The organism is Pseudomonas sp. DVZ6, from assembly GCF_024259445.1.
GTDB lineage: Bacteria > Pseudomonadota > Gammaproteobacteria > Pseudomonadales > Pseudomonadaceae > Aquipseudomonas > Aquipseudomonas peradeniyensis.
In genome coordinates this window covers 44,679-57,756 of the sequence record NZ_JANCLM010000003.1, presented here as the reverse complement: position 1 = coordinate 57,756, position 13,078 = coordinate 44,679, and the positions used below count along the sequence as shown (strand labels likewise).

Below are 13,078 nucleotides of genomic sequence, written 5' to 3'. Positions count from 1 at the left end.
CTACAGAAGCACGCGTTCCCCTGTAGGAGCGGCCTTGTGCCGCGAAAGGGCTGCAAGGCAGCCCCGGCGGTGCGGCGGTTCATTGCTGGTGCTCGGCACCTTGCAACGCCTCATCCCCCAGCTGCAAGGTCACCCCATGCTCGACCTTCTCTTCCTCGAACAGTCGCCACACATGCTCATCCTGGCTGCCCAGCAGTTCGACGAAGCGCCGCCCCTGGACCTTGTCGTCGAGCTGGCCGACATAGCGGCCCTGTTCGGCGCGGATCAGCGGCACCTTGCGGTCCTTGTCCGGCTGGGTCGGTGAGATCAGGTTCAGCTCCAGCGTCTGCGGGTCGCTGTTGCCGGTCAGGCGTACTTCCACTTCGCCGGTCAGCTCGTCCAGGTGCACGCTGGCCTTGAGGTTGAGGGTCTGGGCCAGCAGTTCGCGGTCCAGCGAGCGGTTGATGCCCTTGCCGGCCTCGTAGTAGTTGTCGTTGACCAGGTTGTCCGGGTTGCGCACGGCAATGCTGACCATGGTCAGGCTCAGGCACACCGAGGTGGCCAGGATGCCGATGATGATCCAGGGCCAAAGGTGCTTGTACCAGGGGCTGGCGGCGGTGGCTGCAGGCATTGTTGGTGTTCTCTCTCAGCGGATCTGTGGGCCGATGAAGCGGCTCTTGGCTTCAACCTGGCTGGCGCTGTCGTCGGCGTCCTTGAGGATGAAGGTGATTTCGTTGGTGGTCGAGGGCAGTTGTTCCGGGGCGACCGACAACTGCACCGGCAGGTTGACGATGTCGCCGGCGCTCACGCGGATCTCACGCTGGCCTTCGAGCTTGAGGTCGGGCAGGCCGGCGGCGTCAAGCACGTAGACGTGGTCGCGCTGGTCCTTGTTCATCACCTTCAGGCTGTAGACGTTCTCGATCCGGCCCTGGGCGTTCTCGCGGTACAGCACGCGGTCCTTGGCCACGTCGAAACCGATCAGCGAACGGGTGGCGAAGGCGGTGGCCAGGGCGCCGATCATCACCAGCAGCACCAGGGCATAGCCGATCAGGCGTGGGCGCAGCATGTGGGTCTTCTGCCCGGACAGGTTGTGCTCGGTGGTGTAGCTGATCAGGCCCTTGGGGTAGTTCATCTTGTCCATGATGCTGTCGCAGGCGTCGATGCAGGCGGCGCAGCCGATGCACTCGATCTGCAGGCCGTCACGGATGTCGATGCCGGTGGGGCAGACCTGCACGCACATGGTGCAGTCGATGCAGTCGCCCAGGCCCTTGGCCTTGTAGTCGATGTCTTTCTTGCGCGGGCCACGGGTCTCGCCGCGGCGCGGGTCATAGGAGACGATCAGGGTGTCCTTGTCGAACATCACGCTCTGGAAGCGCGCATAGGGGCACATGTAGATGCACACCTGCTCGCGCAGCCAGCCGGCGTTGCCGTAGGTGGCCAGGGTGAAGAAGCCGACCCAGAAGTAGGCCCAGCCATCGGCCTGACCGGTGAAGAACTCGATGGCCAGCTCGCGGATCGGCGCGAAGTAGCCGACGAAGGTCATGCCGGTGACGAAGCCGATCAGCAGCCACAGGCCGTGCTTGGCCAGCTTGCGCAGGAACTTGTTGGCGCTCATGGGCGCCTTGTCCAGTTTCATGCGCTGGTTGCGGTCACCCTCGGTGACTTTCTCGCACCACATGAACACCCAGGTCCACACGCTCTGCGGGCAGGTATAGCCGCACCAGACCCGCCCGGCGTATACGGTGATGAAGAACAGGCCGAAGGCGGCGACGATCAGGATGCCCGAGAGCAGGATGAAGTCCTGGGGCCAGATGGTGGCGCCGAAGATGTAGAACTTGCGTTCCGGCAGGTTCCACCAGACGGCCTGGTGGCCGCCCCAGTTCAGCCAGACGGTACCGAAGTACAGCAGGAACAGCACCGCGCCACCGACCATCCGCAGCCTGCGGAAGATGCCGGTGAAGGCGCGGGTGTAGATTTTTTCGCGCGAGGCGTAGAGGTCGACGGAATCCTTCCCTTTGCTGGCAGGCGGGGTGACGTCATGTACCGGAATTTGCTTGCTCATCATCAAGTCCCACGGCAGTGGAGAAATGCCGCGGCCAGTGCGTGCCGGCCGCAGTCTCGCGCGTTCTGCTAGCGCTCTGCGGCCCATGATACGCCTGAGATGGCGCGTGCGGGGCGCGCTGCGACCTTTAGTCGCGTTGGGTTCGTGGTGTGAATCGTGTTATGGCGGGTGTCAATTGATTCAGGTCATGAGGCCTGCAGGAATTGTGCTGTCAGTGCCGGCCTCTTCGCGGGTAAACCCGCTCCCACAGGTTCAGTGAAGTACCTGTGGGAGCGGGTTTACCCGCGAAGAGGCCAGGCCTGCCTTACTCGGTCTTGGCCGGTTCCGCCTGATGCGACAAGCTGTACACATAAGCGGCCAGCAAGTGCACCTTGTCATTACCCTGCATCTGCGCCTGGGCCGGCATCTGCCCCTGGCGGCCATAGCGGATGGTCTGCTGCAACTGGGCGAAGCTCGAGCCGTAGATGAACGCCTGCGGATGGGTCAGGTTCGGCGCGCCCATGGCCGGGGTGCCCTTGCCTTCAGGCCCGTGGCAGGCCACGCAGTTGGTGGCGAAGATCTGCTGGCCCTTGGCCGGGTCGGCCTTGGCGTCCTCGGGCAGCTTGCGACCGTCAAGGTTGGTCAGCACGAAGGCCGCCACATCCGCCACGCCCTGCTCGCCGATCACCGTGGCCCAGCCCGGCATCACGCCGTGGCGACCGTTCATGATGGTGGTCTTGATGGTCTCCGGCTCACCGCCCCAGCGCCAGTCGCTGTCGGTCAGGTTGGGGAAGCCGTAGGCGCCGCGGGCGTCGGAACCGTGGCATACCGAGCAGTTGGAGGCGAACAGGCGCGCGCCCATCTTCAGGGCCTGCGGGTCCTTGGCCACATCCTCCAGCGGCATGGCGGCGAACTTGGCGAAGATCGGCCCGAAACGGGCGTCGGCCTTGGCCATTTCCTTTTCCCACTCGTGCACGCCGGTCCAGCCGGCCTGGCCGTTGGAGAACTCGGTCTTCTTGTCGTTGTCGACGTAGGCGTAGCCCGGCAGGATGCCTTTCCAGTTGCCCAGGCCGGGGTACAGCACCAGGTAGCCGAGGGCGAAGACGACGGTGCCGACGAACAGCCAGAACCACCATTTCGGCAGCGGGTTGTCGTACTCCTCGATGCCGTCGAAGGCATGGCCGACGACTTCGTCGGTAATCTCTTCGCGCTGGCCCTTGCGGGTCGACAGCAGCAGCCAGGTCAAGGCGAAGATGGTGCCCAGGGTCAGGACGGTGACGTACAGACTCCAGAAGGTTGTCATTGTTGTTTGCTCCTAGAAGCTTTTGCTTGCTCGACGTGCCGGGTGGCGTCTGGATCGTCCGCGAACGGCAATTGCGTCGCTTCGTCGAATTCCTGCTTGCGCCGCGGGCTGAACACCCACAGCGCCAGGCCCACGAAGGCCACCAGCACCACGACGGTGCCCAGGCCGCGAATCATCCCGATATCCATCAGCGTCACCGTTTGCTTTTGATGAGGGTGCCAAGGCCTTGCAGGTACGCGACGATGGCGTCCATCTCGGTCTTGCCCTTGACCGCGTCGCGGGCGCCGGCGATGTCTTCGTCGGTATACGGCGTGCCCAGGGTGCGCAGCACTTCCATCTTCTTGGCGGTGTCCTTGCCGTCGAGCTTGTTCTCCACCAGCCACGGGTACGACGGCATCTTCGATTCCGGTACCACGTTGCGCGGGTTGTACAGGTGGGCGCGGTGCCAGTCGTCCGAGTAGCGGCCGCCAACCCGGGCCAGGTCCGGGCCGGTGCGCTTGGAGCCCCACAGGAACGGGTGGTCCCACACGCTTTCGCCGGCCACCGAGTAGTGGCCATAGCGTTCGGTCTCGGCGCGGAACGGCCGGATCATCTGCGAGTGGCAGCCCACGCAGCCTTCGCGGATGTAGATGTCGCGGCCTTCGAGCTCCAGCGCGGTACGCGGCTTCATGCCCTCGACCGGCTTGTTGGTGACGTCCTGGAAGAACAGCGGGACGATCTGGGTGAGGCCACCGACGCTGACGGCGATGACCATGAAGAAGGCCATCAGGCCGATATTCTTCTCGACTGCTTCATGCTTCATCAGTGGGCTCCCACGACGACGATCTTGGCGGCTTCCTCAGCCTGAACCGGGTTGGCGGCGCGCACGGTACGGAACACGTTGTAGGCCATCAGCAGCATGCCGGAGGCGAAGAACGCACCGCCCAGGGCGCGGACGATGAAGCCCGGGTGGCTGGCCTGCAGGGCTTCGACGAAGGAGTAGGTGAGGGTGCCGTCGTCGTTGATGGCGCGCCACATCAGGCCCTGGGTGATGCCGTTGACCCACATCGAGGCGATGTACAGCACGGTGCCGATGGTGGCCAGCCAGAAGTGCGCGTTGATCAGGCCGACGCTGTGCATCTGCTCGCGGCCGTAGAGTTTCGGGATCATGTGGTAGACCGCGCCGATGGAAATCATCGCCACCCAGCCGAGGGCGCCGGCGTGGACGTGACCGATGGTCCAGTCGGTGTAGTGCGACAGCGAGTTGACCGTCTTGATGGCCATCATCGGGCCTTCGAAGGTGGACATGCCGTAGAACGCCAGCGACACCACCAAAAAGCGCAGGATCGGGTCGGTGCGCAGCTTATGCCAGGCCCCCGACAGGGTCATCATGCCGTTGATCATGCCGCCCCAGCTCGGCGCCAGGAGGATGATCGACATCACCATGCCCAGCGACTGCGCCCAGTCCGGCAGTGCGGTGTAGTGCAGGTGGTGCGGGCCGGCCCAGATGTACAGGGTGATCAGCGCCCAGAAGTGCACGATCGACAGGCGATAGGAGTAGATCGGGCGTTCGGCCTGCTTGGGCACGAAGTAGTACATCATCCCGAGGAAGCCGGTGGTGAGGAAGAAGCCCACGGCGTTGTGCCCGTACCACCACTGGATCATCGCGTCGGTGGCGCCGGCATAGGCCGAGTAGGACTTGAACAGGCTCACCGGCAGCGAGATGTGGTTGACGATGTGCAGCATCGCGGTGACCACGATGAAGGCGCCGTAGAACCAGTTGCCGACGTAGATGTGCTTGGTCTTGCGCTTGACGATGGTGCCGAAGAACACCAGGGCGTAGGTGACCCAGACGATGGCCAGCAGGATTGCCAGCGGCCACTCGAGCTCGGCGTATTCCTTGGTGGTGGTGAAGCCCATCGGCAGGGTGATCAGCGCGCCGACGATCACCGCCTGCCAGCCCCAGAAGGTGAAGGCGGCCATGCTGTCGGAGATCAGGCGGGTCTGGCAGGTGCGCTGCACCACGTAGTAGCTGGTGCCGAACAGGGCACAGCCACCGAAGGCGAAGATCACCAGGTTGGTGTGCAGCGGGCGCAGGCGGCCGAAGCTCGTCCATGGCAGGTCCAGGTTGAGCTGGGGCCATACCAGTTGCGAGGCGATGAAGACGCCGAGCCCCATGCCAAGGATCCCCCAGACCACCGTCATGATGGCGAACTGGCGGACGACCTTATAGTTATAAGCAGTCGGACTGATTGCAGTGCTCATTCTAAGGTTCCACGGTTTGGGTGTTCTTGTTGGTTGGTAAATCGGCGCCAGTATCGATAACCACCAGGGTTATGGCAACGCAAGGAAACCTGCGCCGACCCGTGTCCAGACCCTTTTCACCGCCGTCCCGCGGCTTTTGGGTTGGATGATTGTACACAAATAAATATTTGTAATGTGTACCGTTTTCCATGTTTTTCTGATCGTTTGGTCAAGCTTTTTAATCGGGGACGGGCACGCAAGGCGTCATCCCAAAGCCGCAGGCTCGTGAGCGTGGAGTCGAGGCGTGATGTCAGGCTGTGCACCACGTCTGTTCCGGTCGCTGCGAGCGGAGCCACTGTGGCAACAAGCTTAGTTGTGTTCGGAGGGGGTGCAAGGCGGGGAGGGGAGAGGGGGAGGTCTGTAGGAGATCACCAAACCCTTTGGGGCTGCACTCTCGCACAGGGAGCGGAGTTGCAGGCTTTTACAGCGTGGGAGCGGGCTTGCCCCGCGATGGCGTCGGTTCCGGCGATGAGGTCGTCAGGTTTGGCGCCATCGCGGGGCAAGCCCGCTCCCACGAGTGTTACTTGGCAGTCACTGTTTCAGCGGCCTGCTCCTGCGACAGGCTATACACATAGGCCGCCAGCAGGTGGACCTTGTCGTTGCCCTGGATGTCATGCTGCGCCGGCATCTGGCCCTGACGGCCATAACGGATGGTCTGCTGCAACTGGGCGAAGCTCGAGCCGTAGATGAACGCCTGCGGGTGGGTCAGGTTCGGCGCGCCCATGGCCGGGGTGCCCTTGCCTTCTGGCCCGTGGCAGGCCACGCAGTTGGTGGCGAACAGCTCCTTGCCCTTGGCCGGGTCGGCCTTGGCATCAGCCGGCAGGGTGCGACCGTCGAGATTGGTCAGCACGAACGCCGCCACATCGGCCACGCCCTGCTCGCCGATCACGGTGGACCAGCCCGGCATGATGCCGTGGCGGCCGTTCATGATCGAGGCCTTGATGGTCTCCGGCTCGCCGCCCCAGCGCCAGTCGCTGTCGGTCAGGTTGGGGAAGCCGTAGGAGCCCTTGGCGTCGGAGCCGTGGCACACCGAGCAGTTGGAGGCGAACAGCCGGCTGCCCATCTTCAGCGCTTGCGGATCCTTGGCCACTTCCTCCACCGGCATGGCGGCGTACTTGGCGAAGATCGGGCCGAACTTGGCGTCGGCCTTGTCCATCTCTTTCTGCCACTCGTCCACCTGGGTCCAGCCATTCTCGTAGCCGGGCAGGATGCCTTTCCAGTTGCCCAGGCCCGGGTAGAGGATCAGGTAGCCGACCGAGAACACCAGGGTGCCGACGAACAGCCAGAACCACCATTTCGGCAGCGGGTTGTCGTACTCCTCGATGCCGTCGAAGCTGTGGCCCATGGTCTGGTCGGTGGTGTCGCTGCTCTGGCCCTTGCGGGTGGCGAGCAGCAGCCAGGTCAGGCCGATCAGGCTGCCGATGGTCAGTACGCTGATGTACGTACTCCAGAAGGTGGTCATTGCCGGGTACTCCTCATTGCAGCAGGTTCCTGCCCGGCGGGGGGCAGGCGGTCGTCGACGAAGGGCAGCAGGCGCGCTTCGGCGAAATCACGGTCGCGGCGACGGTTGAACACCCAGAGCGACAGGCCGATGAAGGCGATCATCACCACCAGGGTGCCCAGGCCGCGGATCATGCCGATGTCCATTTCCATCGCACTCACCTCTTGTTCTTGATCGCGGTGCCGAGCACCTGCAGGTAGGCGACCAGCGCGTCCATCTCGGTCTTGCCCTTGACCGCGTCCTTGGCACCGGCGATGTCGTCGTCGCTGTAGGGCACGCCGAGGCCGCGCAGGACGCGCATCTTGACGTCGGTGTGGCTGTTGTCGACCTGCGCGGCCACCAGCCACGGATACGACGGCATCTTCGACTCCGGCACCACGTTGCGCGGGTTGTACAGGTGCGCACGGTGCCAGTCGTCCGAGTAGCGGCCGCCGACGCGGGCCAGGTCCGGGCCGGTACGCTTGGAGCCCCACAGGAACGGGTGGTCCCACACGCTCTCGCCGGCCACCGAGTAGTGGCCGTAGCGCTCGGTCTCGGCGCGGAACGGCCGGACCATCTGCGAGTGGCAGCCCACGCAACCTTCGCGGATGTAGATGTCGCGGCCTTCGAGCTGCAGGGCGGTGTAGGGCTTCATGCCCTCGACCGGCTTGTTGGTGACGTCCTGGAAGAACAGCGGGACGATCTGGGTCAGGCCGCCGATGCTGACGGCGAACACCATCAGCAGGGCCATCAGGCCTATGTTTTTCTCAACGACTTCATGGTTCATCAGGCTCTACTCCTCAAGCCAGCTGGGCGTTGGCGGTGGCTTGCTCGGCGGCCGGGGCGCGCACGGTGCGCCAGGTGTTCCAGGCCATCAGGAACATGCCGCTGAGGAAGATCACGCCGCCGACGAAGCGCACGACGAAGCCTGGGTGGCTGGCCACCAGGGTTTCGACGAACGAGTAGGTCAGCGTGCCGTCGCTGTTGACCGCGCGCCACATCAGGCCCTGGGCGATGCCGTTGACCCACATCGAGGCGATGTAGAGCACGGTGCCGATGGTGGCCAGCCAGAAGTGCGCGTTGATCAGCCCGAGGCTGTACATGCGCTCCTTGCCGAACACTTTCGGGATGGTGTGGTACAGCGCGCCGATGGAGATCATCGCCACCCAGCCGAGGGCGCCGGCGTGGACGTGACCGATGGTCCAGTCGGTGTAGTGGGACAGGGCGTTGACCGTCTTGATGGCCATCATCGGGCCTTCGAAGGTGGACATGCCGTAGAACGCCAGCGAGACGACCAGGAAGCGCAGGATCGGGTCGCTGCGCAGCTTATGCCAGGCGCCCGAGAGGGTCATCATGCCGTTGATCATGCCGCCCCAGCTCGGGGCCAGCAGGATCAGCGACATGATCATGCCCAGCGACTGCGCCCAGTCCGGCAGCGCGGTGTAGTGCAGGTGGTGGGGACCTGCCCAGATGTACAGGGTGATCAGTGCCCAGAAGTGCACGATCGACAGGCGATACGAGTACACCGGACGTTCGGCCTGCTTGGGCACGTAGTAGTACATCATCCCCAGGAAGCCGGCGGTCAGGAAGAAGCCCACGGCGTTATGGCCGTACCACCACTGCACCATGGCATCGGTGGCGCCGGCATACAGCGAGTAGGACTTGGTCAGGCTGACCGGCACTTCCAGGTTGTTGACGATGTGCAGGATCGCCACGGTGAGGATGAAGGCGCCGAAGAACCAGTTGCCCACGTAGATGTGCTTGGTGTTGCGCTTCATCAGCGTGCCGAAGAACACCACGGCATAGGCCACCCAGACGATGGTGATCAGGATGTCGATCGGCCATTCCAGTTCGGCGTATTCCTTGGTGCTGGTGTAGCCCAGCGGCAGGCTGATCGCCGCCAGCAGGATCACCAGCTGCCAGCCCCAGAAGGTAAACGCGGCCAGGCGTGGCGCGAACAGGGTGGTCTGGCAGGTGCGTTGCACCGAATAATAGGAGGTGGCGAACAGGGCACAGCCGCCGAAGGCGAAGATCACCGCGTTGGTGTGCAAGGGTCGCAGGCGGCCGAAGCTGGTCCACGGCAGGTCGAGGTTGAAGGCGGGCCAGGCGAGCTGGGCGGCAATGAAGACGCCGAGCCCCATCCCGACGATGCCCCACACCACCGTCATGATGGCGAATTGGCGGACCACCTGGTAGTTGTAGGCGGTACTGCTGGTTGTGTTCATGTATGGGTTCCCATCCACGGTTATAGGCAGGCTAAACAGCGAGGCAAGCATGATTAATGGGCAAAGTGCCGGTATTGACGGGGATCAATGGGCGAAGATCGGAAATGTCCCAGGCTTGCGCTGCGATCCTCCGAAAATGGCGGAGGATCGCGGCATTTCCAGCTGCCTGATCCTGGCCCATGGCGCCGGTGCGCCAATGGACAGCGGGTTCATGGAGGACATGGCGCAAAGGCTGGCGGGGCAAGGGGTAGGGGTGGTGCGCTTCGAGTTTCCGTACATGGCCGAGCGGCGCCTGAACGGTGGCAAGCGACCGCCCAATCCGCAGAAGGTGTTGCTCGAATGCTGGCGGACTGTATACGACCAGCTGCGACCATTGGTCGCAGGGCGGTTGGCTGTCGGCGGCAAGTCCATGGGCGGGCGCATGGCCAGCTTGCTGGCAGACGAACTGGGCGCCGATGCGCTGGTCTGCCTGGGGTATCCGTTCTATGCCGTGGGCAAGCCTGAGAAGCCACGGGTGGAGCACCTGGCCGGGCTACGCACGCGCACGCTGATCGTGCAGGGCGAGCGGGATGCCCTGGGCAATCGTGAGGCGGTGCAAGGATATGAGCTATCGCCGGCGATCGAGGTGAGCTGGCTGGTGGCGGCCGATCATGACCTCAAGCCGTTGAAGGCGTCGGGGTTCAGCCATGAGCAGCACATGCAGGCGGCGGCGCAGCGGGTGGCGGCTTTCCTGAAAGATTGATGCAGCCTTCTTCGCGGGTAAACCCGCTCCCACAGGGACGGTGCAATGCTCGAACCCTGTGGGAGCGGGTTTACCCGCGAAGAGGCCGGTGCAGGCTATCGCTTAGTCGCGATACTCGCACAGGTAAGCGGTATCCACGGCGACCTTCAGCTGGAACTTGCTGTCGGCGGCCACGTTGAACTTGTCGCCAGCATTGAAGGTTTCCCAGTTGTCGCTGCCCGGCAGCTTCACGCTCAGGGCGCCGGAGACCACGTGCATGATCTCGCGCTTGGCGGTGCCGAACTCGTATTCGCCCGGGGCCATCACGCCCACGGTGGCCGGACCTTCCTTGCCTTCGAAGGCGATCGACTTGACGGTGCCATCGAAGTACTCATTGACCTTGAACATCGGGCGACTCCTGAAAAAGGACTGAAAAAAGGGCTGGCCAGTATGCCCAAGGCCCGCCCCTGCGTCATCTGTTTCAGGCGCTGCCCGGCGGCAGGCTCAGGGGCAGCAGGCGTGCGGTGTTGCGGGCGTCTTCCAGGGCCCGGTGCTGTTGCCCGGAAAACTGCAGGCCGGCCAGTTGCAGGGCGCTGTTCAGGCCTGCCGGGCGCTGCAGGTGGCGGGCCTTGGCGAAGCGTTGCTTGAGGTTGATGTGCGGCAGTTGCTCGAGCAGGCTGCGCACATGGTGCGCCTGCCATTCCTGCAGCAGCTGCTTGCGATCGTAGTCGCCCCAGCTGACCCAGGCCTGCAACTGTGCCTGGTGATGGCCCAGCCAGCGTTCGAACGCGGCCCAGACCTCGGGGAAGGGCGCAGCCGCATCGACCTCGGCCTGGCCGATGTGGGTCAGCTCGCAGCAGAAGGGGGTCAGCTGCGGCCGCCGCCGGGGCCGTACGAAGCGCTGGAAGTGGTCGACCTCGCGCCCATCGCGGGTGACCAGGCTTGCGCCGATTTCAATGATTTCCATCTCCGTGACCGGCCAGCCGCCGTCGTCGGTGGTGGCTTCCAGGTCGATCACCAACCAATGGCCCATGCCAGGCTCCCTATCAATGCAGAAAAGCCTGCGCGCTCGCCGGGGCGCGTGCGCAGGCCAGTAGAGCGTAGCCAAACTCGAGGCCCACGACATCCCCTGGCACTTTGGCATATTCGGCGGTTGTGCCTGTGCGGGAAAACGCCTAGCTTAGGCGCATTCAGGCCTTTACCCGTGATGAGTGTCCCGACTTGACTCCACTGCCCAATGCCAAGCTGTCGTCCGCCCTGTTGCTGTTCGCGACGGTTTTGCTGAGTGCTGCGGCGCAGGCCGAGGTGGTGCGGGAAGTGAAGATCGGGGCGGCGCATTTCCCGCCCTACACCGTGCGCCCGGAGCAGGGTGCCGATACCGGCCTGCTGCCGCAGTTGGTGGAATCGCTCAATCGCTCGCAGTCCCTGTATCGTTTCGTCCTGGTGCCCACCTCGATTCCCCGGCGTTTCGGCGATTTCCAGCAGGGCCGCACCGACATGGCGATCTTCGAGAATCCGCAGTGGGGCTGGCAGGAGATCGAGCACAAGGCGGTGGACATGGGGCTGGAGGATGCCGAGATCTTCGTCAGCCGCCAGCAGGCCGGGCGTGACCAGCATTACTTCGACGACCTCGAGGGCAAGCGCCTGGCGCTGTTCAATGGCTACCACTACGCCTTCGCCGATTTCAACGCGGACCCGGCCTGGCTGAAGAAGCGCTACCGCGCCACGCTGACCTATTCCCACGACAGCAACCTGAACATGGTCGAGCGCGGGCGTGCCGACATCGCCCTGGTCACCCGCTCGTACCTGAGCGACTTCCTCCAGCGCAACCCGGACAGCGCCGGCCAGTTGTTGGCGTCGCAACGGGTCGATCAGGTCTACCATCACTACGCGCTGCTGCGCCCGGGTGCGGCCATCAGCCCCGAGGCCTTCGCCAGCCTGTTGCGCCAGCTGCGGGAAAATGGCGAACTGCTGCGCATCTTCAAGCCCTACAAGATCACCGTCGAAGCGCCGCACGACTAAATTTCGGCGAAGTTGCCGCGTATTCAGTAATGAGCGTGCAGGATTCTGCAGTGCCCGAGGCAAAGGCGTGCTCCTGTGGGAGCGGCTTCAGCCGCGAACACCGGCGCAGCCGGTGCCAGGCGCCGCGTTGGATTCTTCGCGGGTAAACCCGCTCCCACAGGGTCCAGCAGAATCGATGGAGAACAGCTCAGCCCAGGCGACTGCTCTTGCGGCAATGGATCAGCGCATCGCGGATCATGAAGTTGACCAGCGTCGGCGACACCCCCAGCTCCTTGGCGATGTCCTTCTGTGGCACGCCATGCAGGCGGTACATCTCGAAGGCGTAGCGGGTGCGCTTGGGCAGTTCGTCGAGGGCGTCGGCGATGTGCTCCAGGGCGGCGAGATTGATGTGGGTGGCTTCAGGCGAGGCGTTCTGGATGACCACGTTCATCCCTTCCTCTTCGCTGCCGGTGTATTTCAGCTCCATGGCCTGCTTGCGGTAGTGATCGATGGCCAGGTTGCGCACGATCTGGAACAGGTAGCTGAGCTGGGCCTTGAATGAAGAGGTGATCTGCGGGGCGGCGCTGAGCCTGAAGAAGGCGTCCTGCACCACATCCTCGGCGCGGGAGCGGCAACCGGTGATGCGCGCCGCGATCTTCACCAGGATGCTGCGGTTGTCGACGAATGCCTGGAGTAATGGTGAATCGCACTTACTTGTGGATAGTTGTTCCGCCATGGAAATCACCTTGTCTCGAAGAGGAGTGGGAGCGCACCCCTGAGGGAGGCTTCCTACGACGTGCGACAAACTATTCGTAATGATAATGATTGTCAAATACGAAAGTTAATGAGTTTTGATCCATTTTAGTTCTAAGCTCCAGGCTGTGAACGGCTTCACTCCATCCCTCTGCGCCCGGCCTTCCCGGGCCGTCCGACGGGCCTAATTTCTTCCCAGGCCCATCCGTTCCCCTGTGTACATCTCGGCTGCCGAACACTGCCCGCCTGTCGTGCGCGGGCCAGTCAGGCGCGACTCACCCAGACACTGGCA

Annotated in this window: 15 protein-coding genes; 2 read left to right on the top strand and 13 right to left on the bottom strand. The window is 63.7% G+C overall.

Annotation, left to right across the window (positions count from 1 at the left end; all coding sequences use genetic code 11):
- Window positions 1–79 precede the first annotated feature (79 nt).
- The 10 genes from NMG10_RS02655 to ccoN (NMG10_RS02610) form a co-directional block, all read right to left on the bottom strand.
- Window positions 80–610, bottom strand: coding sequence for a FixH family protein (locus tag NMG10_RS02655; protein WP_028692872.1), 531 nt, complete (start codon window positions 608–610; stop codon window positions 80–82).
- A 15-nt stretch (window positions 611–625) separates the two neighbouring features.
- On the bottom strand, window positions 626–2,041 hold the full coding sequence (ccoG, locus tag NMG10_RS02650; RefSeq protein ID WP_232856759.1) for a cytochrome c oxidase accessory protein CcoG: 1,416 nt from the start codon (window positions 2,039–2,041) through the stop codon (window positions 626–628).
- Window positions 2,042–2,345: 304 nt separating this feature from the next.
- Window positions 2,346–3,323, bottom strand: coding sequence for a cytochrome-c oxidase, cbb3-type subunit III (ccoP, locus tag NMG10_RS02645; protein WP_203651767.1), 978 nt, complete (start codon window positions 3,321–3,323; stop codon window positions 2,346–2,348).
- The gene (locus NMG10_RS02640; protein WP_186715629.1) at window positions 3,320–3,511 is read right to left on the bottom strand and encodes a cbb3-type cytochrome c oxidase subunit 3; all 192 of its coding nucleotides are present in this window, start codon (window positions 3,509–3,511) and stop codon (window positions 3,320–3,322) included. The genes ccoP (NMG10_RS02645) and NMG10_RS02640 overlap by 4 nt, the downstream gene beginning before the upstream one ends.
- Before the next feature lie 5 nt (window positions 3,512–3,516).
- Window positions 3,517–4,125, bottom strand: coding sequence for a cytochrome-c oxidase, cbb3-type subunit II (ccoO, locus tag NMG10_RS02635; protein WP_186715631.1), 609 nt, complete (start codon window positions 4,123–4,125; stop codon window positions 3,517–3,519).
- Window positions 4,125–5,567: a cytochrome-c oxidase, cbb3-type subunit I gene (gene ccoN, locus NMG10_RS02630; protein WP_011533054.1), complete on the bottom strand. Its 1,443-nt coding sequence runs from the start codon at window positions 5,565–5,567 to the stop codon at window positions 4,125–4,127. The genes ccoO (NMG10_RS02635) and ccoN (NMG10_RS02630) overlap by 1 nt, the downstream gene beginning before the upstream one ends.
- A 559-nt stretch (window positions 5,568–6,126) precedes the next feature.
- The gene (ccoP, locus tag NMG10_RS02625; protein ID WP_254463794.1) at window positions 6,127–7,068 is read right to left on the bottom strand and encodes a cytochrome-c oxidase, cbb3-type subunit III; all 942 of its coding nucleotides are present in this window, start codon (window positions 7,066–7,068) and stop codon (window positions 6,127–6,129) included.
- The gene (locus tag NMG10_RS02620; protein ID WP_023632287.1) at window positions 7,065–7,259 is read right to left on the bottom strand and encodes a cbb3-type cytochrome c oxidase subunit 3; all 195 of its coding nucleotides are present in this window, start codon (window positions 7,257–7,259) and stop codon (window positions 7,065–7,067) included. The genes ccoP (NMG10_RS02625) and NMG10_RS02620 overlap by 4 nt, the downstream gene beginning before the upstream one ends.
- 5 nt (window positions 7,260–7,264) lie before the next feature.
- A complete protein-coding gene (gene ccoO / locus NMG10_RS02615; RefSeq protein WP_028692880.1) occupies window positions 7,265–7,873 on the bottom strand; it encodes a cytochrome-c oxidase, cbb3-type subunit II in 609 nt (202 codons plus the stop codon).
- A 13-nt stretch (window positions 7,874–7,886) separates the two neighbouring features.
- Window positions 7,887–9,311, bottom strand: a complete 1,425-nt coding sequence (ccoN, locus tag NMG10_RS02610; RefSeq protein WP_050706570.1) for a cytochrome-c oxidase, cbb3-type subunit I — start codon at window positions 9,309–9,311, stop codon at window positions 7,887–7,889.
- A 49-nt stretch (window positions 9,312–9,360) separates the two neighbouring features.
- Here ccoN (NMG10_RS02610) and NMG10_RS02605 point away from each other — a divergent pair, with 49 nt between their 5' ends.
- Entirely contained in the window at window positions 9,361–10,053 is a 693-nt protein-coding gene (locus NMG10_RS02605) for an alpha/beta family hydrolase (RefSeq protein ID WP_203651771.1), read from the top strand.
- A gap of 102 nt (window positions 10,054–10,155) precedes the next feature.
- On the opposite strand, the gene NMG10_RS02600 is transcribed toward NMG10_RS02605, so the two are convergent.
- Entirely contained in the window at window positions 10,156–10,440 is a 285-nt protein-coding gene (locus NMG10_RS02600) for a pyrimidine/purine nucleoside phosphorylase (protein WP_038705716.1), read from the bottom strand.
- A 73-nt stretch (window positions 10,441–10,513) separates the two neighbouring features.
- Window positions 10,514–11,065 (bottom strand): exonuclease domain-containing protein, encoded by a 552-nt coding sequence (locus NMG10_RS02595; RefSeq protein WP_203651773.1) that lies wholly within the window; start codon window positions 11,063–11,065, stop codon window positions 10,514–10,516.
- Window positions 11,066–11,253: 188 nt separating this feature from the next.
- Here NMG10_RS02595 and NMG10_RS02590 point away from each other — a divergent pair, with 188 nt between their 5' ends.
- Entirely contained in the window at window positions 11,254–12,054 is an 801-nt protein-coding gene (locus NMG10_RS02590) for an ABC transporter substrate-binding protein (RefSeq protein WP_203651775.1), read from the top strand.
- 187 nt (window positions 12,055–12,241) lie between these two features.
- Here NMG10_RS02590 and NMG10_RS02585 read toward each other — a convergent pair whose 3' ends face one another.
- A complete protein-coding gene (locus NMG10_RS02585) occupies window positions 12,242–12,769 on the bottom strand; it encodes an RNA polymerase factor sigma-70 (protein WP_203651777.1) in 528 nt (175 codons plus the stop codon).
- Between the last annotated feature and the right edge of the window lie 309 nt (window positions 12,770–13,078).